This is a genomic window from Paenibacillus urinalis, assembly GCF_028747985.1.
GTDB classification, from domain to species: domain Bacteria; phylum Bacillota; class Bacilli; order Paenibacillales; family Paenibacillaceae; genus Paenibacillus; species Paenibacillus urinalis.
Map to the genome: position 1 here is coordinate 959132 of NZ_CP118108.1, position 25751 is coordinate 984882.

General features: G+C 46.1%; 19 protein-coding genes and 2 pseudogenes. 17 read left to right on the forward strand and 4 right to left on the reverse strand.

Annotated features, from left to right (window positions below; genetic code table 11):
- The first annotated feature begins 112 nt into the window (after nt 1–112).
- The 5 genes from PUW25_RS04255 to PUW25_RS04275 all read left to right on the forward strand — a co-directional run bounded on the left by PUW25_RS04255 (nt 113) and on the right by PUW25_RS04275 (nt 4166).
- Complete coding sequence (locus PUW25_RS04255) at nt 113–982, forward strand: polysaccharide deacetylase family protein (RefSeq protein ID WP_274338142.1); 870 nt, start codon at nt 113–115, stop codon at nt 980–982.
- 21 nt (nt 983–1003) lie between these two features.
- A complete protein-coding gene (locus PUW25_RS04260; protein ID WP_274338143.1) occupies nt 1004–1669 on the forward strand; it encodes a YkyA family protein in 666 nt (221 codons plus the stop codon).
- Nucleotides 1670–1710: 41 nt separating this feature from the next.
- The gene (locus tag PUW25_RS04265; RefSeq protein ID WP_274338144.1) at nt 1711–2592 is read left to right on the forward strand and encodes a radical SAM/SPASM domain-containing protein; all 882 of its coding nucleotides are present in this window, start codon (nt 1711–1713) and stop codon (nt 2590–2592) included.
- 159 nt (nt 2593–2751) lie between these two features.
- A complete protein-coding gene (locus tag PUW25_RS04270) occupies nt 2752–3738 on the forward strand; it encodes an aldo/keto reductase (RefSeq protein ID WP_274338267.1) in 987 nt (328 codons plus the stop codon).
- Nucleotides 3739–3776: 38 nt separating this feature from the next.
- A complete protein-coding gene (locus PUW25_RS04275; RefSeq protein WP_274338145.1) occupies nt 3777–4166 on the forward strand; it encodes a MerR family transcriptional regulator in 390 nt (129 codons plus the stop codon).
- Nucleotides 4167–4227: 61 nt separating this feature from the next.
- Here the strand turns inward: PUW25_RS04275 and PUW25_RS04280 are convergent, their stop codons facing one another.
- Nucleotides 4228–5445, reverse strand: a complete 1218-nt coding sequence (locus PUW25_RS04280; protein WP_274338146.1) for a sensor histidine kinase — start codon at nt 5443–5445, stop codon at nt 4228–4230.
- A gap of 237 nt (nt 5446–5682) precedes the next feature.
- Between PUW25_RS04280 and PUW25_RS04285 the strand changes: the two genes are divergently transcribed.
- The 8 genes from PUW25_RS04285 to nadE all read left to right on the forward strand — a co-directional run bounded on the left by PUW25_RS04285 (nt 5683) and on the right by nadE (nt 18919).
- A complete protein-coding gene (locus PUW25_RS04285; protein ID WP_076312268.1) occupies nt 5683–6207 on the forward strand; it encodes an ArsR/SmtB family transcription factor in 525 nt (174 codons plus the stop codon).
- Nucleotides 6204–7472, forward strand: a complete 1269-nt coding sequence (locus PUW25_RS04290; RefSeq protein WP_274338147.1) for an MFS transporter — start codon at nt 6204–6206, stop codon at nt 7470–7472. Before PUW25_RS04285 ends, PUW25_RS04290 begins: the two co-directional genes overlap by 4 nt.
- Before the next feature lie 160 nt (nt 7473–7632).
- Complete coding sequence (locus tag PUW25_RS04295; protein WP_274338148.1) at nt 7633–14262, forward strand: phosphodiester glycosidase family protein; 6630 nt, start codon at nt 7633–7635, stop codon at nt 14260–14262.
- A 170-nt stretch (nt 14263–14432) separates the two neighbouring features.
- Nucleotides 14433–15209, forward strand: a complete 777-nt coding sequence (locus tag PUW25_RS04300) for an NUDIX hydrolase (protein WP_205054055.1) — start codon at nt 14433–14435, stop codon at nt 15207–15209.
- 171 nt (nt 15210–15380) lie between these two features.
- A complete protein-coding gene (locus tag PUW25_RS04305) occupies nt 15381–15959 on the forward strand; it encodes a cysteine hydrolase family protein (RefSeq protein ID WP_377783096.1) in 579 nt (192 codons plus the stop codon).
- The gene (locus PUW25_RS04310; RefSeq protein ID WP_274338149.1) at nt 15956–17440 is read left to right on the forward strand and encodes a nicotinate phosphoribosyltransferase; all 1485 of its coding nucleotides are present in this window, start codon (nt 15956–15958) and stop codon (nt 17438–17440) included. The genes PUW25_RS04305 and PUW25_RS04310 overlap by 4 nt, the downstream gene beginning before the upstream one ends.
- Nucleotides 17441–17453: 13 nt before the next feature.
- Entirely contained in the window at nt 17454–18068 is a 615-nt protein-coding gene (gene nadD / locus PUW25_RS04315) for a nicotinate (nicotinamide) nucleotide adenylyltransferase (RefSeq protein ID WP_047914378.1), read from the forward strand.
- 32 nt (nt 18069–18100) lie between these two features.
- On the forward strand, nt 18101–18919 hold the full coding sequence (nadE, locus tag PUW25_RS04320; protein ID WP_076312263.1) for an ammonia-dependent NAD(+) synthetase: 819 nt from the start codon (nt 18101–18103) through the stop codon (nt 18917–18919).
- Between the two features lie 150 nt (nt 18920–19069).
- On the opposite strand, the gene PUW25_RS04325 is transcribed toward nadE, so the two are convergent.
- On the reverse strand, nt 19070–20080 hold the full coding sequence (locus PUW25_RS04325) for an aminoglycoside phosphotransferase family protein (RefSeq protein ID WP_274338150.1): 1011 nt from the start codon (nt 20078–20080) through the stop codon (nt 19070–19072).
- 393 nt (nt 20081–20473) lie between these two features.
- Between PUW25_RS04325 and PUW25_RS04330 the strand changes: the two genes are divergently transcribed.
- Nucleotides 20474–21463, forward strand: coding sequence for a serine hydrolase domain-containing protein (locus PUW25_RS04330; RefSeq protein ID WP_274338151.1), 990 nt, complete (start codon nt 20474–20476; stop codon nt 21461–21463).
- 185 nt (nt 21464–21648) lie between these two features.
- Here the strand turns inward: PUW25_RS04330 and PUW25_RS04335 are convergent.
- Nucleotides 21649–21988 (reverse strand): annotated as a pseudogene (locus tag PUW25_RS04335) (winged helix-turn-helix transcriptional regulator).
- Between the two features lie 105 nt (nt 21989–22093).
- Here PUW25_RS04335 and PUW25_RS04340 point away from each other — a divergent pair.
- On the forward strand, nt 22094–22486 hold the full coding sequence (locus PUW25_RS04340) for a RidA family protein (protein ID WP_274338152.1): 393 nt from the start codon (nt 22094–22096) through the stop codon (nt 22484–22486).
- Between the two features lie 88 nt (nt 22487–22574).
- On the opposite strand, the pseudogene PUW25_RS04345 reads toward PUW25_RS04340, so the two are convergent.
- Nucleotides 22575–23319, reverse strand: a pseudogene (locus PUW25_RS04345) (MurR/RpiR family transcriptional regulator).
- Nucleotides 23320–23850: 531 nt separating this feature from the next.
- Between PUW25_RS04345 and PUW25_RS04350 the strand changes: the two are divergent.
- Both PUW25_RS04350 and PUW25_RS04355 read left to right on the forward strand, forming a co-directional pair.
- Nucleotides 23851–24723, forward strand: a complete 873-nt coding sequence (locus PUW25_RS04350; RefSeq protein ID WP_274338153.1) for an aminoglycoside phosphotransferase family protein — start codon at nt 23851–23853, stop codon at nt 24721–24723.
- Between the two features lie 103 nt (nt 24724–24826).
- Nucleotides 24827–25714 (forward strand): AraC family transcriptional regulator, encoded by an 888-nt coding sequence (locus tag PUW25_RS04355; protein ID WP_274338154.1) that lies wholly within the window; start codon nt 24827–24829, stop codon nt 25712–25714.
- Nucleotides 25715–25751: the final 37 nt, after the last annotated feature.

Below are 25751 nucleotides of genomic sequence, written 5' to 3' on the forward strand. Positions count from 1 at the left end.
TTTTATTCGATTGTTACCTGGTTGTCATTCAAGTCGAGGCTATTTATTTTAACCTAAATAATAGAAAGACGAATCAATTTCATAAACCACATCTTGAAAGAAGTGACACCGTTTGAGAAGAGATCGAAGAACAGCACATCGCACCAATCGCAGAGCCCAACGTATAAGAAAGAGAATTTATCGCAGCTTCATCGCTTCATTCGTCGTGGCCGGCGTGATCTTACTGATATGGAGTTTTGGCAATATGGATACAAGCCTCTTCGGGCAGTATGAGGAAGTCCAGACGGAGATAGAACAGCCGAGCCTGCTGGGCGGATTTGCCGTAGTGAAGACGGAGAAGAAGCTGCCCGTCATTTATAAAGGAAATGTAGAGAAGACAGCCTATATTACATTTGATGATGGGCCGAGTAAATATACGGATGATATTCTCGATGTTCTACAGCAGCACGATGTAAAGGCGACGTTTTTTATGATCGGTACTGAAATACATAAATATCCAGATGCGGTGAAACGACTTACGGAGGAAGGACATTATCCGGCAATGCACACGATGAGTCATAATTATCATCATTTATATAAGAGCGGCGGTTCTCAAAATTTTCTGAATGAGGTCAATGAAGAGCAAGCGATCATTCAGGAGATTACAGGCTATGCGCCGGAGCTGGTACGTGCGCCTTTTGGAAGCGCACCACAGATTGGCGAGGAGTTTCGAGAGGATATTGCCGATTCAGGCTACAAGCTGTGGGACTGGACCATTGATTCACTTGACTGGGATTTGCCGGGCAAGCCGAAGCAGATTATAAGCAACGTCAAGAAGGACGCGCACCGGAATGTAGAAGTCATCCTGTTTCATGAGAAGGAGCAAACACTCGCAGCACTGCCAGCAATTATTCAATATTTGAAGAGAATGGGGTATAAAGTTGAGGCTTACAATCCCGAGCAGCACTTTGTAATGAATTTTCCACACGATACAAGGCTATAGATAGAGAGGAAGAAGACCGGTATGGTAAGGGGTAGACTTAGAAAGCTCGCATTATTCTTCATGAGTATCATCATGCTGACCGCCTGCAGCAAGGGGGAAGCGACGAGTATGGTGCATGCGATCGAGACGACAGTACAAACCGAGAATCAGATGCATTCCAATCTGAATCAGCTTGCAGCGCTTGAAGAGGAGGATATGGTCCTCTATGAAGCGATTTTGGATCAAGGTAGAGAAGAGAATAAAGAGCAGGCAGAGCTATTGGACCAAGCACAGATTCATGTAAAAGAGCGCAATGAGCTGCTCCATGCTTCGAAATCCATTATGGATGCTGCCGAAATCCAGAGTGAGCGCTGGGAGGAAGAGCTGTCTGTCTTCAGAAACAGCAAGGTCAGCGAAGGAATATCCCACCAGGCAGAGGAGCTGTGGGCTGACTATCAAGAGCGGCAGCGTATTTTTGATCAGCTGTATACCCAATATGAATTGGCTCTTCAGATAGAAACCGAGCTGTACGCTCTGCTGGAAGAGAAGGGCAGCCTTCTCTCGATCACTGAGCTCAAAGCAAAGGTGGCTGAACGTAATCTTATATTTGCGGAAGTGAATGAGATAAAGAATGAATTTAACGAGGCGACGAAGGCATTCAATAATAAGCACCAGGCTGTTGTAGCAGAGATCAAGGCATTGTTGTAAACTGGTAGAACAGATCTTACAAAGAATGGAGAACGTTCGAGTTGAAGACATTCAAGAAGGTATACGTTGAAATTACGAGCATCTGTAATCTTGCCTGCAGCTTCTGTCCGCAGACCAGCCGTCAGGCTAAATTTATGCAGTTGGATACTTTTGACCATATTCTGGATCAGATCAAACCGCATACGAACCACATCTATTTGCATGTCAAAGGCGAGCCGCTGCTGCACCCGAAGCTGGATCAGCTGCTGGATGCTGCATATACCAAGGGGTTCAAAGTGAACATGACGACGAACGGAACGCTGATCGAGAAGGCGAAGCATCGGATTCTTGGTAAGCCTGCAGTAAGACAGATGAATTTCTCGCTGCACAGCTTTGACGGCCATGAGGGTTCGACGAATCGGAAAGGATATCTTACCAATATTATTTCGTTTGTCCGTGAAGCGGTCAAACAAGATATTATTGTATCCTTCCGATTATGGAATTTGACGCAGGACAACATGACCAATCTGGAGAAGCAGCGTAATCGGGAAACGCTTGAAGTGCTGGAGAGAGAATTTCAACTGGACTTCAAGATTGAGGAGAAGGTGACACCCGGCAGCGGAGTTAAGATCGCGAAGAACATTTACTTGAATCAGGATCATGAGTTTGAATGGCCGTCTCTAGCAGCTCAGGAGGATGATGGCAAAGGCTTCTGTCATGGGCTTAGAACACAAGCCGGGGTATTGGTGGATGGCACTGTCATTCCGTGCTGTCTGGACGGAGAAGGTGTCATTAATCTGGGGAATATTAATAGTACTCCGTTCTCCGAGATTGTGGAGGGGGAGCGGGCTAATAACCTGTTCTATGGCTTCTCGCGGCGGGAAGCGGTGGAGGAGCTGTGTCGTAAATGCGGTTATCGCAAAAGATTTGGTACAGGCGCATAAGCACATGATTATATAAGAGTACGTACCCTCAAAGAGTAACTTCATTAATGAGCTAATCTTCTAAATAGGTATTGACTTGGAGTTAACTCCAGGTGTGATAATAACGGGGATCAGCTGAGCTGATAACATTAATGGAACTGAGGTGCTTACAGAATGGAAATGGAATACGTAAAGCTTGGAAATACGGGTTTGGATGTATCCCGGCTTTGTCTTGGCTGCATGGGCTTTGGAGAAGCAGACCGCTGGATTCACCCCTGGGTACTTAATGAAGAGAACAGCCGTCCGGTAATTAAAAAAGCGCTTGAGCTGGGTATCAATTTCTTCGATACAGCCAATGTATACTCGGATGGGACAAGCGAGGAAATCGTGGGCAGAGCGCTAAGGGATTATGCCCATCGTGACGAAATTGTTCTAGCGACGAAGGTGCATTTTCGCATGCATCAGGGTCCCAATGGCGCAGGTCTTTCCCGCAAGGAGATTATGAGTGAGATTGATAAAAGCTTAAAAAGGCTGGGGACCGATTATGTGGATCTGTACCAAATTCACCGCTGGGACTATGAAACGCCAATCGAGGAAACCATGGAGGCACTGCATGATGTGGTGAAGGCCGGCAAAGCAAGGTACATTGGTGCTTCCGCAATGTATGCATGGCAGTTCTTGAAAGCGCTGAATGTAGCAGAGCGTAATGGCTGGACTCGCTTTGTGTCCATGCAGAATCATTTGAATCTGATCTATCGGGAAGAGGAGCGTGAGATGCTGCCGCTGTGCCGGGAAGAGAAGATCGGTGTAATCCCGTACAGTCCGCTTGCCGGTGGCAGATTGACACGAGATTGGGAGGAGACAACCCATCGTTCCGAGACGGATCAAACTGCGAAGTCCAAATATGATCCGATGGCAGATAAAGATCGCTTGATTGTGGACCAGCTTGCGGCGATCGCAGAGAAACGTGGGGTTCCTCGTGCGCAAATAGCACTTGCCTGGCTGCTGCAAAAAGAGCCTGTCACCGCACCTATCATTGGTGCAACGAAAATATCTCACCTTGAGAATGCGGCTGCCGCATTGTCGATTAAATTGACTCCTGAAGAGATTACTGCACTGGAAGAGCCGTATGTTCCACATCCGGTGGTCGGTGCGCTCTCCCGCTAAGGTTAGAGCTTGATTGGCATGAGGGGAGGTGAGGCTGCGTGTTGATCGCAGAGGTGAGTGAGAAGTTTAAATTAACGCCAGATACGCTTCGCTACTATGAAAGAGTCGGGCTTATTCCACCCGTCAACCGTAACAAGAGCGGAATCAGAGATTATACAGAAGAAGACTGTAAATGGGTGGAGTTTATTAAGTGTATGCGCGGTTCAGGGCTACCGGTAGAAGCACTGATTGAATATGTAAGTCTGTTCCAGCAGGGAGATGAGACACTGGAATCCAGAAAAGGATTGTTGATGGAACAGCGTATGCAGCTTCATACGAAATTTGAAGAAATGAAACGATTGCTGGAACGTTTGGATGTTAAAATATTGAGATATGAGGAAACCATTCTAAAGAAAGAACAAGGGTTGAACCGATCCGGCGGTATTTAACTTCATACGAATGTTAAAGGAGCAGCTCGCTAAGACGTCTGCTCCTTATTTATTGAATAACTTATGAGGCTGCGCAGCTGCAAAATTTAAATATAAACCGGCTTCCGCGCTCGCTCGTTTCTTCAAGCCACACCGATCCGCCCATTAATTCAGCCAGGTGCTTGCAAATGGACAGCCCAAGTCCTGCTCCTCCGAATTTACCTTGGTTGGTATGGATTTGGGAGAAGGATTTGAAGAGAAGATCGATTCGATCCGCAGGGATACCAACCCCTGTATCTCTTACTTCAAAACAAATATTCGAGGCATTCTCTGCTCCATCCTCAAATCGGACAGAGATACCGACTTCACCCTGCTCGGTGAACTTGATGGCGTTTCCAAGTAGGTTAATCAAGATTTGACGTGTCTTCTGACTGTCTCCATGCAGTACTAAATCCTGACTTACATGGTATTCAGCATATAATCGAATTCCCTTTTTCTGTGCTTCGGGAGTGAACAGCTGTATAACATGCTCAATGACTTCACTTAGTTGAAAAGGATGATTTTCGATTGAAATGGCGCCGGCTTCCATCTTAGAATACTCCAATATCTGGTCCATCATGTTCAGCAGATGATTGCCGCTCTCTTCTATAACATTGACGTATAGAGCTTGATCCTCATTCAATTCGGTTGATTTGAGCAAGTCGGCCATACCCAGCACCCCATTCATCGGTGTACGGATTTCATGACTGAGCACGGCCAGCAGATTTTTTTTATTATCGAGAACCTGCTCGGCAGCTTGCTCGGCGATCTGTAACCGGTCAAGGGTGGTCTCAAGCTCAAGAAGATCGGTATAGAAGGAAGACAGGGAGAGGAGAAGATCAACATCTCGCTGCTGATAGCGGTAGAATCCAGGATCAAAGGAACAGAGGGACCCATAAAATTCCCCCTTCTCATTCCGTATAGGCACCCCGATGAACGAGCAGCCCCCAACGAATTGAGTGGCATCCATATCCTTGGTTAAAGGATGGGTCAGATTATTATCAATGATGAGCGGTCCCTGAGCATGCTCGGTAACGAGAGCACAATACGACTCTGCATTATCGACGACCAGCCCTTCTTCAAGAATAAGCTTGTCTCGATTAAAGGATTTGAGCACTTTTGTAGATAGGTGATCCAGGTTCGCTATACAAAACGTGTTAGCGGGTATGAGCTTACTGGCTGTATTCATCACATTCGCAGCAGAATCATACAGCTTATGTGAGATCACTGAGAGAACATCAATGTACTCTGTTTTTAACATGACTGCCTGATTCCTCCTAATCGAGTACTTTTGCATAGATTCTCTATATTCTATTAAGCCCTAACCTCTATAATAGTTTGAATTCTCTTATAATAAAAGAGGGGTATAAACTGATTAATGGGGGATAAGTCTATTTTTTCTAAAATGACTATTTACAAACTTTTCCTGTTCTGATAATCTAACTTTACAGATTGATGATCTAAATAATTAGATCGTTATAAATAGGAGGTAAACCTAATGAGTGATAACAACATGCTGAATGTTTCTATTGAGCAATCCAAGCTGCTTGGCAATGCGCTTCGGGTGAAGATTATAGGGCAATTGACCACGACCCCCAGAACGGCAAAGCAAGTAGCAGACCTGTTGGGTGAGTCGGGTGGGAACGTGCATTATCACATCACTAAGCTGTACGAAGGGGGATTACTCGACCTCGTGGAGGAGAAGAAGATCGGCGGTGTTACAGAGAAGTACTACCAATCTAGATCAAAATGGTTTAATTCATCATCTCCAGAGGCCCTCGATCCAGTAATCAGTGCAGGCTATTCATCCAAAAAATCAACGACGATCAATCTTCGGCTCATGTTGACTAAAGAGCAGGAAGCAGAGCTGACAGAAGAATTCAAGGTCTTTCTTGAGCAATGGGTTCAGAAGACATCGGGTAAACAAGAGAATGGCGAATATGAAGAGTTCAGTATCGGTGTGATGATCAAATCTGTTGAGTCACAGGATGATCAGCCTGTGGAGAAGGAGACAAAGGAATGAGTCTGTGGACGAATAGGAACTTCTGGTTTATGTTTCTGGGAAGGGTCATCACGAACATCGGTGACTCTCTGTACGCTGTGGCAGCCATGTGGCTTGTATCGGAGCTCGGAGGATCTACTTTGTATACCGGACTCGCGGGCTTTCTATCTATCTTTCCAAGGTTTATCCAATTCATCTCCGGACCGATCATTGATCGGATATCGATTCGCAGATTATTAATAGTGACACAGCTCTCACAGGCAGTGATCCTGCTGCTCATTCCATTGGCGGATTATATGGGCTTTCTGACCGTAGGCCTTGTCTTGATTATCTTCCCAATTCTATCCTCCCTGAATATGTTCGTATATCCTGCACAAGTATCCGCACTACCCAAATTTGTTGAATCCAAAGACTTATCCAAAGCCAACTCTTTATTCACCTTTGCCAATCAAGGTATTGATACAGCATGTAACGCCGTTTCTGGTGTTATCATTGTCGCTTTCGGTGCAGTATCCATCTACTTGCTGGATTCTGTCATGTTCGTCATGGGAACTATTATCTTCTCCATGATTCGCCTGCCGAAGATTCCTAAGAAGGAATCTGAAGACACTTTCCATCTGCGCACGTTCTTCAGTAATTACAAAGTTGAGCTTGTTGAAGGTGTCAGAATATTGTTAAGTAAATCCGTTTCTCGTCTGCTGATGGGCGTGATCGTGATCAATTGTGTCGGCGGAGCCACGTTCGTTGTACTGCCGGAGTTTGGCAGGATGCATGGTGGAGCTGAGGTTTATGGATTCCTGCTTATGGCGCAGGCTGTCGGCAGTATGCTTGGTGCTCTTCTTGCTCCTTATCTGAAGCTTGAACGATACGGTATGGGCAAAATTTATGCTGCTGCATTTGTAACAAGTGGAGTGCTGTGGTCGGTTTCGATGCTGACCTCTAATGTAGGGATAGCCATCACGATTTATGGACTCGCATGGTTTCCTGGGGGCATAACGAATATTCTAATCAATACGTATCTTCAAAAAGGAATCCCGCAGCATCTGCTTGGTCGTGTGTTCTCTGCCTCTTATAGTCTAAGTGGAGTAGCCATGCCGCTTGGGTCATTGGCAGGAGGAATTCTGGGCCAATTCATCAGTCCAGCACAAGTGATGATGTTAAGCGGGATTATTGTGCTCTTGGTCGGGATCTATTGGTTCTATGATAGAACGACCCGGGGGCTGCCCAATTCTAAGAATGTCAACGAGAGCTCACTGATTGCCGAGAATCATTCGTTATCTGTTTAGTGATAGAGGTATTCTGATTGTCGTCTAAGGCGACTTTCCGAATACCTTTTATATTTCTAAGGGGCTTTGGTTACAAAACCCTTTAGTTAAGTTAACAATTCATTACTACAATTTGGTAGAGCGTAAAAATAATATACAACACCCGGGAGAGGAGAAAGAAATGATGATTCGTTGGTATCGCAGATCAGGACAAGCTTTCCTTGCCTTTCTGCTGGCATTACTCTTCATGCTGCAGCCGCTGGGCAGTGTTTATGCGGCCATGTCAGAAGTACCGGATACGGCATTTGGCCGTGTTTTGGATGTAAGAAAAACAGAGCTCGCTCCAGGCGCAGATTATACTTGGTATGACATGGAGATCGAGCGGGGGCTCGAAAAAATGCATTTCGTCGAGTTTAATCCGGATTCACCTCACTTGGACCTGCGTGCAGGCACAAAAGGCGGATACGTATATGGTATGGAAGGCGTGTCGGAAATGGCGGAGCATACAGATGCTCCAGGAAACCGCGTAATCGCGGGCATTAACGGTGACTTCTATGACCTGTCAGGCTACGGAACAGGTGTACCGAATGGCCTATTTGTTGATCAGGGCCGCATCTTGAACAGCGGTTCCAGCCCTTTTGCTTTTGGGCTCATGGAAGACGGGACGTCGGTTTATGGTAAGCCCAAGCTGACGATGTCGGTGACCATTGACGGCACTCAGACAAATCTGACGAGCATAAATCGTTACAGAGAGAACAATCATCTGACGTTATATACGCCGGACTTTTATGCATCCACGAAGACAAACGCATCCGGCACCGAGGTTGTGCTGCAAGTGCTGGAAGGTGATGTGAAAAGCGGAGAAGCAATGAAGCTGAAGGTGCTGGAGGTTCGGGCGAATCAAGGTGACGCACCGCTTGCCGAAGGCACCGTTGTCTTGTCTGCATCCGGAACGAAGCTGCCGGTTGTCAGCTCCCTGGCAGCAGGGGATGAACTGACGGCCAGCTTCCAGCTGGATGGTGAATGGCAGGACGCAAGCATGGTAATCAGTGGACAGGGGCCTCTCGTGAAGGACGGTGTAGTACAGACTGGTGTGGGCCCAGAGGGCGTGCACCCGCGTACGGCCATTGGGACAAAGGCTGACGGCTCCATCGTGCTGTTTGAGATTGACGGACGTGCACCGGGCTTCAGCGAAGGTGTGACAACAGAGGAGCTTGCCAAAATTATGGCCGATATCGGCGTTGTGGACGCCATGAATCTGGACGGAGGCGGTTCTTCCACATTCGTAGCCCGGATGCCGGGCACATCGGATGTGCAGATGCTGAACCGGGGTTCTGACGGTGGTGAGCGCGCAACGGGCAACGGCCTGCTGCTTGTGAACACGGCGCCGGAGGGGGCTGCATCCAGGCTTGCTGTAACACCAGGCGAAGAGCGTATCCTGGCAGGCTCTTCTTATCAATATCATGCAGCAGCGATGGATCAGGCAGGTCATCCTGCTGAACACGAAGGTGCTGTGACTTGGTCGGTATCTCCTGACCTGGGAACTATTTCAGAGGATGGGATACTCACCGCCGGACAAAATGCCGCTGCCGGTCAGGTGTCTGCATCTGCAGGAGGTCTTGAAGGCACGGCGGAAGTTGAGGTTGTGGATCAAATTACGGAGCTTGAGTTCCCGGATGATATTAAGACCTATAATACCGGCATTAATGTGACCCTGAAGGTGAAGGCATTGCGGGACGGTCAAGTCATTCAATCGAGCAATGATGTATTTGAATGGCGGGTAGAGGGTGATATCGGGACAATTGATGATAATGGTGTGTTTCATTCGACGAATGAGGGCGGCCAATCGGGTACTATTTTTGTCAGCTACAAAGGCATCGAGACCTCAATGGAGGTTAATGTAGGGGTACCGCCGGTTGTGCTGGAAGAGTTTGAGAGCATCGATAGCTATAAAGCTAGTGGAGCGGCATACAATTCGGTCAAGGTTGACTTGAATACCGATCCGGATTACGTCCGTTCGGGGGACGGTTCGATTAAGCTCTCCTATGATTTTGTTGGTATGACAGGTACATCGGGAGCCTATGTATCCGCAAATAGCAAAGCAGAAAATATTCGAATTCCTGGGTATCCGCAGAAGATTGGAATGTGGGTATACGGCGACGGACAAAAGCACTGGCTTCGGGCACAAGTACGTGACGGCAACAATGCGGCCTTTGCGATCGATTTTACAGGTGCCGATTATGGTGTGGATTGGACAGGCTGGAAGTATGTTGAGGCCAATATACCGGCAGGGAAAACAACACCGCTTACCATGGACTTGCCGGTTCGTTATATGGAAACCAATAATAACAAAAAGACGGCAGGTGCGATCTATATCGACCAAATCAGGGCCGTCTACGGGCCTCTTGACGAGGATCACGAGCCTCCAGTCATTACGGATGTGACGCCTTCTGAAGATACAGGAGTAACGACAGGCACACCTGTCATTCACGCACATGCGGCTGACGCCGGCTGGGACGTAGAGGTTCATCCAGGAACGACTCTTATTGATCCTTCCAAGATTCGGATGTATATCGACGGGGAGCAAGTAGCGCATACGCTGTATCCGCCGGAAGGTCGTATCAGCTACACGCCTGGGCTTCCGCTGGAGGATGGATATCATACGGTGAAGCTTGCGGTACGCGATCTGTCCGGCAATCAGACGATCAAGGAATGGAACTTCACTGTAGATACAGGAGCTCCCAAGTTCCGTTATACTACGCCAGAGCATGTATATGCGGGACATACTTATACGGTTGACATTTCAGCTGACCAGGTGGATTTGCTTACCGGCGGTCATCTAGAGCTGGGATTCGATACAGCCTTCGTTAAAGACATCTCTGTAGTAAAAGGCGATAAGCTGGCGGAATCACAGATTACGCGGTCCGTTGACGCTGAGACAGGCATTGCTCGTATGCAGTTCAGCGGTTTGAAGTCGGCGTCTCTTACTGATGAAGATATCATCGCTCAAATTTCGTATACAGTGAATGGCATAGCTTCGGGATCGAATGCTATTTCTTTCCGTTCATCGGAGCTTGATATGGTAGGTTCGAATGAACCGAAGTCTTATCGAGGAGCGTCCCTGAAGTCTGAGATCAAGCATGAGCTGTTACTTCAGTGGGACGAAAATATCGCTCAAAATTATGTTACCACCTTTACAGTGACCGATGAGAATGGTGAACCGGTAGAAGGCGCTAAGCTGTTTGCAGATGGAGCTGAAGTTGGCGACGGGACGCTGGTTACGGATGCATCAGGTCAGCTTCGTACAGGTCAGCTCACGGAAGCAATGAAGAGCTATGATGTGCAGGCGATAAAAGATCGGCAGCACAGTCTGGTTTCAGAATTTACGACCTCTTCGCTTGCAGGTACGGAAACGCCATACAATATTACAGTCGGGATGGGTGAGGATCCGACCATCTCGCGCAGCTTTAACTGGCACACACATCCAAGTGTAAACGAAACGGTAGTGGAAATTGCCGAAGAGGAGGGTTTTGCAGGATTTAATCAACCGGATGTAATTCGCTTGAGCGGTGATAGCAGTCTGTTCAATACATTGGACATTGGCACCATTCGTGTTCATAAAGCAAGCGCGGACGTGCTTAAGCCGGGAACGGCTTACGTATATCGTGTAGGCGATGGTACAGAGCATTACAGCGAGCAAGGCTCCTTTACAACAGCGCCGGATACAGGCGATTATACAAAGTTCCTTGTATTCGGGGATTCCCAGGCTGCTGATCTTGCAGGCTTTGAGCTGTGGGGACGCACGATGGATGCCGCAATTGCGGAGCAACCGGATGCCGAATTTATGGTTCATGTAGGGGATATGGTCGATAATGGCTTCAAGGAGCAGCAATGGAATTGGTGGTTCTCTGAAGTCCAGGAAGAGCTGATGAATCTGACCGCAGTTACGTTGGTAGGTAATCACGAGGTGGAAGGTACGAAGGAGAACGGGTATTTCCTGGCACATTTCAACCATCCGCAGAATGGTATCCAGAATCAGAAAGGAACGAACTACTCCTTCGACTATAAAAATATGCATATCTCTGTTCTGAACAGTGAATACGATATTGAAGAGCAGAAGGCATGGCTTGAGACCGATCTGGAGAATACGGATAAGCAATGGAAGCTGGTCTTCTTCCACCGCGGGCCGTATGCGAGCATTTACGATACAGAGAATGTGCGTACCGCATGGACTCCGGTGTTTGACGAATATAATGTAGACCTGGTCATGAATGGCCATGATCATATTTACTTGCGTACTTATCCGCTCTATAACCATGAGATTGTAGGAGAGCGTGAGGGAACGACATATATTATTCCGGGTTCTACCGGTCCGAAGTTTTATGAGCGAACCGAACGGTATTTCCAAGATGTTGTCGAAGATGAAGATATACAAATGTACTCCTCCGTCGAAGTGGATGGAGATACGCTGACGGTAACGACCAAAACAGTTGATGGCGAATTAGTGGATGTAGCCGTACTTGAGAATCCTACGCATACCGTAGAAGCACCAACAAGCGAAATTCAAGTAGGCGATGAATTACAGCTCAGTGTCAGTGGCATGCTGCCTGAAGATATGGAATGGTCCGTAACAAAACCATCTGAAGAACAGTCGGAAGAAGGTTTGGAAGGATTAGTCGAGGTCTCCGAAAGCGGCGTAGTAAAAGCAATAAAGAGCGGGGATGTTGTCGTTCGTGCCACAAGCAAGTCCTCGCCGAACCGATTCGGTGATATTAAACTTCATATTACCGATCCGGAAGCGCCGGTGGCTATCGATCTTAAAGGGAAACTATGGCTGAAGCCCGGAGAAACAGATACGACGGTAGTGGAAGCTGTCTACGCTTCGGGTGAGCGCATGCCGATAACGGAAGGCGTTCAGTACGAAAGTGCGGATCCAGCCATTGCGGAGGTGGACGAGCTCGGAGTGGTAACAGCACATGCCGAAGGCAAGGTCAAGATTGCGGCTAAGTATGGCGGGCTGACTGATGATTATGATCTGCAGGTCATAGAAGAGCATCTGGAGCCTGAGCTTGCCTACATCCAGTTCTCCGGACCGGAACAGCTCCAAGTTGGCGAAGCTTCGGCGACAGTGACGCAGGCAGTGTATACGGATAACAGCTTGCATCCTCTGACTGAAGGCGTGCAATATACGAGCAGCGAGGAAACGGTGGCAGCCATCGATTCCGAAGGCACCATTACTGCACTCCGTGAAGGAGTAACCGTTATTTCAGCTGTGTATGGGGAGTTTAGCAATGCATTCACCCTTACGGTGCTTGACGAGGAACAGCCTGCAGTTGAATTAGAACGAATTGGGCTCACAGGCATTCCATCGAAGCTTGAAGTGAATGACACAGCAAAGGCACTCGTCAATGGTTATTACAGTGATGCTACTGTATCGGAGATCACCGAAGGTGTGAGATTCAGCAGCAGCAACGATAATGTGGCTTCTATTGATGCGAATGGTCTGATCCGTACACATCGCAAGGGCGAGACTGTGATTACAGCGGTATATGGAGAAGAGTCTGCGTCTCAAGCTTTACGTGTAGAACCGTCTTCCGACAATACAGACCCTGATGAGGATAACAGCGAGAGCGGCAATGGAAGCAACGAAGATAACGGAAGCAATAATAGCAATGGTGAAGAAGAAGCAAGTAATACACCGGGTCAGCTGATTGTTTCAGAGGAAGACCTGAATGCACTTGGCTCAGGGGAACAGATTCAATTCTCGATGGGCAATTCATTCACCGAGCTTGTGATGCCAGGCAAGGCAGCCGAACTTGCCAAAGGAAAGAGCATTACGGTTCAGGCCAATAATATTAGGCTTGTAATTCCATCGGAAGTATTGCGGAAGTTTGCTGATCTGGCATCAGATGAGCAGCTGGCAGACAGCACGATTGTACTAAGAGCCAAGGCTGCTGATGAGGCGGAAGTCTCCTCCTGGCTGAGTCAGGCAGAAGACCGGTACGGAGCAAATCTTCAAATGGGAGGAGCATATGACCTCACGCTGTCTCTAGAGCCAAGTAACGGTAAAGTAATAACACTCAATGAATTTGAAGAACCTATCGTTATTTCACTTCCTATTCCGGAAGGAGCTAATCCCGCTTTAACTGGAATATACTACGGCGAAAGTGATGGCTCTGTAACCTATATGGGCGGAACGGTTCGGAATGGCTGGGTTACAGCAGAGCTGAATCATTTTAGCTTCTATGCAGCGATGGAGTATGATAAATCGTTTGCTGACTTGTCTGTGGGTCATTGGGCAGAATCGGCTGTGAAACAGCTTGCGGCAAGGCAGATTGTTGAAGGCACGACCATGGAACGCTTCGAGCCGAATCGTACCGTTACGAGATCGGAATTCGCGACCATGCTGGCAAGACTGCTAGAACTTGAAGGAGAAGCACAAGCAGAATTTACAGACATCACCTCAGATCAATGGTTTGCAAACGAAGTGGGCTTAGCAGCAGATGCAGGAATCGTACAGGGCTACACAGATGGTTCATTTGCTCCTGCACAGAGAATCACTCGTCAGGAGATGGCTGCTATGATCGTTCGTGCGTATACGTTCAAAACAGGTGAGAAGCCAGAAGCAGGGGATGCTGGCTATACGGATCTGAAGGATTCCCCTCAATGGGCTGTACAAGCAATCAAGGCGGCCCATAAGTTAGGTGTGGTTAATGGATTCTCGGCAGATGAGTTCAGACCATTTGGCGTCGGTACTCGTGCCGAAAGCGCACAAATAATGTTCAACCTGGCCAATGTCTTGAATCCATAAGTTGTTCTCAGTGACAAGGAAGTTGTGTTAGTCAATCCCCCGGCTGTTAGGATCCCAGCCGGGGGATTGATATTTATTTCAAATATTTGGTTGACAAAGAATGCTGTCTTGCATATAATACAATTAACAAATTGATAATTGTTAATAAGTTACTTGAGGAGATCATGGTAATGTCTAACATAGAAGCAATGGAACATTACGATATCAAGAAATATAGAACACCGGATGGTTATACCTCAGACATTGCTGTGTTCACTATTGTTCCTGTTCGAAATGAGGAGTTCAGACCTCCCGTGATGGATTTGAGAATTATGCTGATCCAGAGAAGCATGGTGAATAGTGAAGGTAAGCCAAATATTGAGGCGGGTAAATGGGCGCTTCCTGGTGGGTTTGTAGATCCGAAGGAAACAGCATTCCAGAGCGCGGAGCGCGAGCTGCATGAGGAAACAGGGATACAGAATATTCATTTGGAGCACTTTGGCGTTTATGATAAGCCGGGGCGTGATCCGAGAGGCTGGATTATCACGAATGCCCATTTTGCTATCGTTCCAGAGCATGAGCTATCCGCAAGAGAAGCCAATGACGATGCAGCGGATGTGCAGCTGTTCTCGGTCAGCGAGGTGCTTGAGCTTGATCTGGCGTTTGACCATGCAGTCATTATCAAGGACGCTATACAGGTCATTAAGCAGAAGCTGCTCGAAACAACCGTTGCCAAACAATTCCTACCGGCAGAATTTACGTACTCTGAGCTACAGGCCGTTCTGCTTACCGTCACAGATGATTCAGCAATAACGTTAGAGGCTGCCTTCGCAAGAAAGATCAAGACACTGCCTTTTATTCAGGAAGTAGCGGGGCAGAAGACGACGAGAACGTCAAAAAGGCCGACGCAGCTATACCGATTTGTTGATGTGTCCTTGAATAAGTCGATCTATCATGCGAAGCTGTAACCCTTAATCTGACAGCACTTTGCAATAACATTGTGAAATGCTGTCAGAATAAAACTCTAATAAGATACCTCAGTGCTCAGCAGGATTCACACAAGTATCATTTTTATTTATCTTATTAATTAACAATTATGTAATAGTTAAATTAAATATTAAAGGAGCTGTTATTGGTTAATGATGAACAATAAGAAAGCATTGATCCATATCGACTATACGCAAGACTTTGTAGCTAGTGATGGTGCATTGACCTGTGGTGAACCCGGACAGCGAATTGAACGCAGAATTGCAGAGCTAACCGAAGAGTTCATTCAGCGAGGAGAGCCTGTCTTTTTTACAGTAGATGTGCATCAAGCAATTGACCCTTATCATCCTGAAACAAAGCTCTATCCGCAACACAACATCAAGGGCACAAGCGGTCGTATGCTCTATGGTGAACTGGAGAAGATCTATCAGCATAATAAGAAGAGCGAGAATGTATTTTGGATCGACAAGACAAGATATAGTGCATTTCAAGGAACAGATCTGGAACTGAGGCTCCGGGAACGCAGAGTAGAGGAGCTGCATCTTGTAGGCGTCTGTACCGATATATGCGTTCTGCATACGGCAGTAGATGCTTACAATAAAGGTTATCAAATCGTTGTTCATGAGGATGCAGTTGCCAGCTTCAACACAGAGGGGCATCACTGGGCCATCGGACATTTTGCAGGAACTCTCGGCGCAGCGATCTATAGAAATGGAGGAACTATACGATGAACAAAATCGAGCTTACGCAGTTGCAGCATCAGGATGACAGTATGGCACTGCATACGGATAAATATCAGATCAACATGGCAGAGGCTTATTGGCGGGATAACATGCATGAGCGTAAAGCCGTCTTTGAGGTATATTTTCGCAAGCTGCCTTTTCAGAACGGATATGCTGTTTTTGCCGGCTTAGAACGGGTAATACGTTATTTGAAGGGTTTTTCCTTTACAGAGAGCGATCTGGCATATCTGCGTGAGGAAGGATACGAAGAGGCATATCTTCAATATTTGCAAGGGCTGAGATTCACGGGGACAGTATATTCGATGCAGGAAGGGGAGCTCGTATTTGCTAATGAACCGTTAATGCGCATTGAGGCACCACTGGCAGAAGCGCAGCTCGTGGAGACGGCCATTCTGAACATTGTTAACTTCCAAACCCTGATTGCAACGAAGGCATCTCGCATCAAGCAGGCCGCTGGCACCGATTCATGTGTTGAATTCGGGACACGAAGAGCACAGGAGATGGATGCAGCCATATGGGGAACCCGGGCCGCGTATCTTGCAGGATTCGATGCCACCTCCAATGTGAGAGCAGGGAAGCTGTTCGGCATTCCTGTCGCAGGAACACATGCCCATTCGATGGTTCAAGCGTACCGGGACGAATACATGGCCTTCCGAAAATATGGAGAGACTCATCAAGACTGTGTATTTTTGGTTGATACTTATGACACACTGAGGTCAGGTGTGCCTACGGCGATTCAGGTTGCAAAGGAACTGGGTGACCGAATTAACTTCAAGGGAATTCGTTTAGACAGCGGGGACCTGGCTTATTTGTCCAAGGAAGCTCGCAGGATGCTGGATGAAGCGGGATATACCGAAGCTCAGATTTACGCATCCAACGATCTGGATGAACAAACGATCATGAATCTGAAGTCACAAGGTGCACGAATTGATGTCTGGGGTGTAGGAACCAAGCTTATCACGGCCTACGATCAGCCTGCGCTTGGCGCGGTATATAAGCTGATTGCGATCGAGGATGAGAACGGGCAGATGGCAGATACGATCAAGATTAGCTCTAATCCGGAAAAAATATCGACCCCTGGCCGGAAAAAGGTGTACCGCATTATCAATAAAACGAATGGCAAGTCGGAAGGCGACTATATTGCACTCGATCATGAGGAGCCGTCCAAGGAGGAACGTCTCCATATGTTCCATCCAGTGCATACGTATATAGGTAAATTCGTTACTGAGTTTGAAGCCATAGCGCTTTATCATACGATTTTTGCAGACGGAGAATTGGTGTATAAACTTCCGACACTCCAAGAAAGTCGAGATTTTCTTAACCGTAATCTTAGTCTATTATGGGATGAATATAAGCGGACACTGAATCCGGCAGAATACCCGGTTAATCTGAGTAAAGCGTGCTGGGACAATAAAATGAAGCGGATTGATGAAGTGAGGCAGAGAGTGGCCGCAGCCATGAAAGAGTAAGGAGGGAGCGTCGGTGGCGAAAATAGGTATCTACGGATCGTCCTTCGATCCTATTACGAACGTACATTTATGGACGGCCAGTACAGTGGCTCACCGTGCCAAGCTGGATAAAGTGATCTTCCTGCCTTGCTCAAGCAAGCGCCAGGACAAAACGATGAATGTCAGCGACGAGCATCGAATGAACATGATTAACATGGCGATTCAGAACAATCCCAAGTTTGAAGCAGATCCTTACGAAATGCAGCAGCTTGGCTGGGAAATCGCGACCTACCTCACCCTTAGACATTACAGAGAGAAGTTCCCGGATGATGAAATCTACTTTATCATGGGTGCCGATCTGCTTGTGGATATCGGAGAGGGCAAATGGAGCCGGGCAGAGGAGCTTATTCGCGAGAATAAATTTATCGTTATGGCTCGAGACGGAATCAACATGTTGTCTGCAATCAGCAAATCGCCGATTCTGAGGAACTCGGATGATGGATACACGTTTCACTTGATTGATAAGGGTCTGGCCATGGAGATCAGCTCAAGCTATATCAGAGATGAGTTGAAGATGGGGGGCGAACCCCGCTATTTAGTCCCTGATCCATGCTATGACTATATTAAAAAACATCAATTATATAAATGATTTTTACATCAAAAATAGGGAGGAACCAACAAATGAATACTCAAAAACAAATCATAGAAGAACTGAATGTAAAGCCTAGTATTGTCGCAAGTGAAGAGATCAGCGCAAGAGTGAATTTCCTGAAGGATTATTGCAAAAAGACAGGAGCCAAAGGATACGTGCTCGGCATCAGCGGCGGACAGGATTCCACATTAGCCGGGAGACTGGCTCAGCTGGCCGTGGAATCGCTGCGTGAGGAAGGATATGAAGCACGCTTTACTGCAATTCGTCTACCTTACGGAACTCAGCTCGATGAGGCGGATGCAATGGCAGCTCTTGAGTTCATTCAACCAGACGATACAGTCGTATTTAATATCGAAGACTCGGTAAATGCCTTCACAAGTGAGTATAATTCAGCCGCAGGGCAAGCATTGGCAGATTATCACAAAGGGAACGTCAAAGCCAGAATGCGTATGATCGTGCAATATGCGGTTGCAGGCGAACGCGGAGCTCTGGTCATTGGTACAGATCACGCTGCAGAAGCGATTACGGGATTTTTCACCAAGTTTGGAGACGGCGGCGCAGACCTCATTCCCCTCTCGGGACTATCGAAGAGCCAGGGCCGGGAGCTGTTGAAGGAGCTTGGTGCCTCGGAACGTTTGTATTTGAAGACTCCGACAGCCGATCTATTGGACAATAAGCCTCAGCAAGCAGACGAGACCGAGCTAGGAATCACATATGAGACACTGGACAGCTATCTTACTGGACATGAGGTTGATTCGACATCTGCGGCGAAGATCGAAGCGCGTTACAAGGCTTCACAGCATAAAAGAGAGCTTCCGGTTACTCCGCAGGATGAATGGTGGAAGTAAGTCGTAAGGATCAAATTTGACCGTAAACCCTGAAATCTCTAAAGTAGAAATTCCCAGATTGACAATCCTTAATTTAGTATCTAAAAAGTAAAAGCTCCGAAAACCCACTGCAATCAAGGGTTTTCGGAGCTCTTTTATTAAGAGTTAATCCTATACAGGAATGCTCTTCATTTCATAGATTTTTTGGAGTGTATCGACATGCATGGTCTTCTCTTCATCATCCTCAGTGTGGAGATACCACTCCACGAGCCTGTACCCGAATGCGAGAAGGATCATCTCGTGTACACAATGCTCGGCGATAGGGGGTACATTCGCATATTCCGAAAATCCTTTGTAATACGCAGGGACACATCGCTGGTAATATTCGACCATATGATGAATATCCGCTTCATCCGCAATCAGGCTTGCGAGATCCTCGCCCAGGTAGCCCCATCCGGATGTATCCCAGTCGATGAGCGCGATTTTATCCTCGGAATAGATCAGGTTGGTGACCCAGAAGTCCCGGTGGCACAGCACGAGGGGCAATTTCTCGATGCGGGCAAATATCTCATCTGAGTGCTCATCGATATCGATAAGCATTTGCCGCGCATGCTGCGGGAAAGCACAGTCCTCCGAGCGTATATAGTCATACACGACCGGCCATGACCGATAACGCAGATACGTATTCTTCATGAGATCCGCAGGACTCAGATTGGTCAGACTCTGCAGTACAGCGGGCTGCTCTGCGTACAGCTTGCCTTGATAACGGCCTAACTCCAGCGCGGCGTGCTCATACATATCACCAGTCAAGTCTAAACCAGATACGCCATCGATATATTCCAGCCATAACTGGAATTCATCTTCTTCGGCATTCATCTCCGCGTAATAACATGTCGGCCAGCGTAAGGCATCCGAGAACGTCGCTCCCAGATCAGATGCATAGAGATCATATTCCCGACGCCAAGAACCCGGATCGCCGTATCGGTCCCATTTCTTCTGGATTTTCAGCACGATATGGTATGGCAATTTGTCGCCATCCATGGTTTCGGCGCTCCCAGTAACGAGGTACACATTTCCTACTGTGCCGCCTTGTAACGATATGGTTTGAAAGTCAGTGGAGATAATATGGGTCTTGAACTGCTGGCTTAAGGCATGGATCAGTGCTTCAATTTTAATATTCATTTTTAGCTCCTTTAATATTGTTTGTTAGACGCAAAAAAGATACGACCTTCATCGTATCTGCAAACAGCAATATTCACGAAAGGTTACTTTGGATGGCATACCAAATAATACGGGCGTTTTCCCGCTTCTAATTGTGCATGCCTGCTATTCAGTTTCTAAGACAGAACCACCATATAAGTCGCAGCCATTAAAAACATCTCCCTTCGTGTCAGGAACTTGCTTATCACTAAGCTATATATAAAATATCCTTTATTGGAAAAATAATCAATATAAAGTTCAGATGCCTGCTTGAAACAATGGAGAGAACGAACAGTTATCAACCTAATGAACGGGCAGGTTAATGTAGTGAACTGTCGAATATTTGATTTAGAAGTTCCATTAACGGAGGGTACCATGAATCTTAATCAATCAATTCACACTTTTGATGAGCTTAATGATCATGTGGAGGAGATCAGGAATCAAATTTCTGCATCCGGATCATCAGTCCTGGTCATGCAAAATAATCGGATCGTAAATGAATGTTATTCTGGCTACCATGATAAGTCCCCTAACAGTCGATCAATAGATGAAGATTCACAGTTCAATGTAGCATCCATTCGCAAAACCTATCTTGGTCTGGCAATCAGCCTTGCGCTCTATGAAGGGAAAATAAGAAGTATTGACGATTACATCGTAGACTATTTAGAAGATACAAACGTGAAGGTTATACACAATACAACCATACGGCATATCCTGACACATACTCATGGCCTGAAAGGACCAAACGAAAGGCTATTCCCACCAGGGACAGACTGGAAATACAATAATGCGGGGGTTAATTTGCTTATTAGGATGGTACAGAATGTATTTAACCAATCTCTTGCACAAGTGTTAAGGGATCGAGTGTTTGCCTCTTATGGATTCATGAACACAGACTGGAAACATAAGAAAAATGACAAATTGGTATGGGTTAATGAAGAATACTCAAGCAATGACGGCAGTGAGGCGAATCTATTTGTAAATACACGAGATTTAGCTAAATGGGGAAACTTGTTTCTGAATAAGGGAAAGTATAAGGGGGAACAAATACTGCCTCGTTTAGTCTTCGAACAAGCCGTTTCCATCGTTACTCCAAGTCAGCTCGATGAAGCTTTACCTCGAAATGGGTTCTTTTGGTGGGTAAAAGATAGGAACCGGCCAGTATCTGAGCTAGGGTACGACCTTCCTCGGGGCTCCTATCAATTATTCGGTTTCTTTGGAAATGCGGTTCTAGTTATTCCTGAGTATCACGTCGTGGCCGTCAGAATGTTAAATCAGCTCGGGCCTAATCCCCCAGGGTATGATTATATCCAAGACATTCGAAAATTCGGGGATCTAGTATTGAAATGTATTGATAAACGATGAATTGAAAATCCTTTACTATCTACAAAAAAAGGCATCGTGTTAGTTAAAAGTTCTTTGTCTAAGCTCTTTAAAGACTGCTTTAGGCTATTCATAAGTGAATACGAAACTTCATTATGCTCAATTAGCAGCTGCGTCAATGTGATACGGCTGCTTTTCTATGTTGTCGACGGTTCTAAATACCCAGTTTACACGCCTCGATTTTTTACTCCCCACTCACATAACTCTTCTAATAAAGGTAAGAGCGTCTCTGCTTTGTCTGTGAGACTGTACTCTACTTTAGGGGGGACTTGGGGATATTCCTTCCGCACGACAAGACCATCTGCTTCCAATTCTTTTAGCTGTGAACTCAATATTTTATAAGTAATTGCTCCTATTTGTCTCTTGAGATCATTAAACCTGACAGGTTGATTTTCTGCTAACAGATAGATGATAACCATCTTCCATTTAGCCGATCACTGACATCGTATAACCAAATGGGGTATCTTGAATATTACGAACTTTGCCTTTATATTCAGCCATACTCATCATTACACTATCCTTTCGGGTAGTAGCTATCAAAAATGTGCGTACTACATTTTTATCATTGCTCATTTTATACTAACCTTACTTTGAATTAAAGGAGAGAATAAAATGAAGAATATTAAAACTTACAATCATGGTGTTGCTTGGGAGGAAGCCTTTGGTGTTACCCAAGGATATAGTGTGAATGGAACAATCTACATTTCCGGGCAATTCTCCCACGATATGCAGGGTGAGTTCGTTGGTCAAGGGGATATCGAAGTACAGACGCTGCAGACGTTCGAGAACCTTGATCGTGTGCTTACAGGGTTTGGTGTCACAAGGTCTAATCTTGCTGAGTTAGAAATTTATATGACCCAACCGGAAGAACATTTTGAGCAGTGCGTCCAATTGTACAAAGCGTATATAGGAGACCATAGACCGGCCGTCACTTCCGTTGGTGTATCAAGTCTAGCGTTTCCACATCAACTAATTGAGATCCGAGCTGTGGCCCACACCGATTAACTTGATGCTATAAGTAGATGGGGAAGTTATAGATTTCAATATGAGCCAAACTAAATTGATCTTGTGCGGGATTCAACGTACCGAGGTATTATTCAATCTCCTTTAGCTCATTGTGTCTATGCACTTCCCGTCCCAACCACTCCAGAACAAAGAGAACCGGCACCTGAGTGGTGATATTCGCTGATTCGAAAAACTCTTCACTTACATAATAGGGAATATTGATGTCGGAAATTTTAGCAATCGTCGATTGCCTGTTATTCGTAATACTAATAATTTTGTTCCGCTCCTGCTTTAACTGTTTGAGATGAGTAATGGTAAACGTGTTCTCACCGGATGTAGACAGCGCAATGGTGATACTATTCTGTCGTACTTTAGCATGGATAGGGAAATGAGGATCCTTAATATACATAGAAAAAGTCCCAAGATTTGAAAAATATCTAGCACCGTACTCAGCCATAATTCCAGAACTTCCCGTACCAATAAAAATAACGTAGCTAGCTTCTGCTACAAGTCGGGCGGCCTCCTTGATTTTTTCCTCCCATTCGGGTTTTAGGGATCGATCGTTCAAAAAATTCGAATATAGCGTGGTGTGAATTTTTTAACGATGTTTTCTTGTGCTGGGCCAGATGCATTTTCAATTTTACTTTAAATTCAGAGAAACCTTCACATTGATTTTTTCGACAGAAACGCAGGATCGTCGCTGTGGATACATGAGTTTCATCTGCTAATTCTCTGATACGCATATACGCTACTTTTTCCATGTGTTGAGAGATATAGTTATATAGTGACAATTCTAAATCGTTAAAAGATAAAATCTGTTCGTTCGAGAACATGGGGGAGAACTCCTTCACATTATTAGTTAAGATCATTTATATTTGAGTATTTTTATTATACATGATTCCAAAACGCTATGTTTCATATATGTAACAAATATCAATTCACGTCAATAAGAACTAAATCGGGAAACGTGTATATTTTCGCTGATTATAAGCGTAATATTCGATTGAAGGAAGCAAGCTTTACCATTTAAATTGGATGTTACAAATCGTTCAGTGAAGGAGATCTGACTTATGAATCGTTGGATTAGAGAAGTAGTAATTCAAAGGTTGGTTACATTAATTGTGTGCGAGGAAAACGAAAGATACAGAGCGTTGTACAATTCCTACCTAGATAAACTTATGAAAGATAGTGACTAAGTAATGTGCTTGCTTAATTTATTCGAGAAAGTGCAGCATTAAAGATCTGGAAGGCTAGTTTACCTATAATTGAATATTACCAGCACAGCTCCTTATTATATTGATACGCTGTTAGATAAGAAGAGTCATATTATGCTGACTTAATAAATCTAACGAAGAGGTGTTAACATGGGAGCAGGAAAGATGCACGCCGACGAAATGGAAATTGACGATGCGCTTGTACGCCGTCTCATTCTGGAGCAGTTTCCCCAGTGGGCAGAGCTAACCCTAGAGCGGATCGAGCCGGCGGGCACAGTAAACGCCATCTTTCGGCTCGGTGACGAGTATTCTGTTCGTCTTGCACGGCGCGAGGGACCTGTGATACCGGAAAGTCGTGAATTGATCTGGCTGCCCAAGCTCGCACCCTTACTTCCGCTGGAAACCCCTGTTCCTATTGCACAAGGGCAGCCGAATAACGAATATCCGTGGTTCTGGGAAATACATACATGGGTTGAGGGGAAGACGGTGCCAATAGAAGAGATGGACGTAATTCAGGCAGCACGTGATCTTGCAGATTTCGTTGGAGCACTGCAACAAATCAATCCATCGGGGGGACCGCCAGGACGCGGTATTCCCCTGGCTCAGCGGAATGAAGAGTTTCAATACTGGCTGGCACGGTTCGATGGCGATCCTGCCGTGTCCGCAGTGTGGGAATCTGCGCTTGCTGCTCCTCCCTGGAACGGACCACCCGTTTGGCATCACGGCGACCTCGATGTGCGTAACTGGCTCGTGCGAAACGGACGTATTACGGGTGTGATTGATTGGGATACAATGGGGATTGGAGATCCTGCGTGCGACATCATGGTTGCATGGAAGCTGCATTCCGCTGCAGCCTGTGATGCATTCCGCGAACATCTCCCGACAGATGATGCTACGTGGGCAAGAGCAAGGGGATGGGTCGTATCCCAAGCGGTATCAGCGCTTGCATACTACACGCCGGACAACAATCCTGTTCTGTACCATGAGGCTGAGTCCTGGCTTGACCTCATATTATCTGAATGAAGGAGAGCCCCCACTCCCCTCGGACACGAAACTTAATTGTGCACAAATAGTTCGCGAGTCGTAGCCATAGCATAACTATACTCTTGTTAAGAGGAGGGATCAGATGGATTGGCTTATGAGAATGAACCGGGCATTGGATCACATCGAATTGAATCTAACCGGCGAGATCGACTTAAAGGAAGTAGCTCAATGCGCTTGTTGTTCATCACATCAGTTCCAGAGAATGTTTTCATTCATTACAAATGTGCCTTTGGCGGAATATATAAGGAGAAGACGGCTTACTCTCGCTGCTATTGAATTGCAGAATAGCGACATGAGAGTTGTGGATATCGCCATAAAGTATGGTTATGAATCTCCAGTTTCATTCGCAAGGGCTTTTCAATTATTACACGGTGTGAATCCAGCAATGGCCCGGGAAGAAGGAACTGCCCTCAAAGCCTATCCACGGATTTCTTTCCTCATTTCAATCAAAGGGGAAGAGGCTATGAATTACCGTATTGAGACAAAAGAATCCTTTCAGGTATTCGGAATCGAAAAAGTATTTCAATTAAACGGAGTGGATACGCCAGCAGACTTATGGAAACAAAGCCATGCTAATGGCGAGGTAGAAAGGCTTGCTGCGAATGCAGGTGACCTGCCTGCCTCTATCAATCAGGACTATCATAAAGTACATGCTGTCTGTAGCTACAAGAGAACGGAAGAGGATACCTTCCCCTACATGCTGTGCGCATTTAAGGATGAAACCAGTAAAACTGATGGGTACACAAGTATAACGATACCCGCACACACGTGGGCGATCTTCTCATCCGATCCTTTTACATGGGATAAATTTAATGAAACGATTGAAACACTATATAGGCGGTTCTTTTCTGAGTGGCTGCCTACTGCTGGATATGAACAGATCGACGGGATGGAATTTGAGATTACAGGAAGTAAGGATGATGGTCTTAATTTTGTAGAGCTATGGTTTGCAGTCAGGAAAGTATCCTGAGTGTAGATTTACGAAAAGGGCTGAAACTAGAAACTAG

What these genes read in the sequence shown, in the direction of transcription:
- PUW25_RS04260 (WP_274338143.1), top strand. Translation starts at nt 1,004, where the DNA reads ATGGTAAGGGGTAGACTTAGAAAGCTCGCATTATTCTTCATGAGTATC.
- PUW25_RS04270 (WP_274338267.1), top strand. Translation starts at nt 2,752, where the DNA reads ATGGAATACGTAAAGCTTGGAAATACGGGTTTGGATGTATCCCGGCTT.
- PUW25_RS04280 (WP_274338146.1), bottom strand. Translation starts at nt 5,445, where the DNA reads ATGTTAAAAACAGAGTACATTGATGTTCTCTCAGTGATCTCACATAAG.
- PUW25_RS04285 (WP_076312268.1), top strand. Translation starts at nt 5,683, where the DNA reads ATGAGTGATAACAACATGCTGAATGTTTCTATTGAGCAATCCAAGCTG.
- PUW25_RS04290 (WP_274338147.1), top strand. Translation starts at nt 6,204, where the DNA reads ATGAGTCTGTGGACGAATAGGAACTTCTGGTTTATGTTTCTGGGAAGG.
- PUW25_RS04295 (WP_274338148.1), top strand. Translation starts at nt 7,633, where the DNA reads ATGATGATTCGTTGGTATCGCAGATCAGGACAAGCTTTCCTTGCCTTT.
- PUW25_RS04300 (WP_205054055.1), top strand. Translation starts at nt 14,433, where the DNA reads ATGTCTAACATAGAAGCAATGGAACATTACGATATCAAGAAATATAGA.
- PUW25_RS04305 (WP_377783096.1), top strand. Translation starts at nt 15,381, where the DNA reads ATGATGAACAATAAGAAAGCATTGATCCATATCGACTATACGCAAGAC.
- PUW25_RS04310 (WP_274338149.1), top strand. Translation starts at nt 15,956, where the DNA reads ATGAACAAAATCGAGCTTACGCAGTTGCAGCATCAGGATGACAGTATG.
- nadE (WP_076312263.1), top strand. Translation starts at nt 18,101, where the DNA reads ATGAATACTCAAAAACAAATCATAGAAGAACTGAATGTAAAGCCTAGT.
- PUW25_RS04325 (WP_274338150.1), bottom strand. Translation starts at nt 20,080, where the DNA reads ATGAATATTAAAATTGAAGCACTGATCCATGCCTTAAGCCAGCAGTTC.
- PUW25_RS04330 (WP_274338151.1), top strand. Translation starts at nt 20,474, where the DNA reads ATGAATCTTAATCAATCAATTCACACTTTTGATGAGCTTAATGATCAT.
- PUW25_RS04340 (WP_274338152.1), top strand. Translation starts at nt 22,094, where the DNA reads ATGAAGAATATTAAAACTTACAATCATGGTGTTGCTTGGGAGGAAGCC.
- PUW25_RS04350 (WP_274338153.1), top strand. Translation starts at nt 23,851, where the DNA reads ATGGGAGCAGGAAAGATGCACGCCGACGAAATGGAAATTGACGATGCG.
- PUW25_RS04355 (WP_274338154.1), top strand. Translation starts at nt 24,827, where the DNA reads ATGGATTGGCTTATGAGAATGAACCGGGCATTGGATCACATCGAATTG.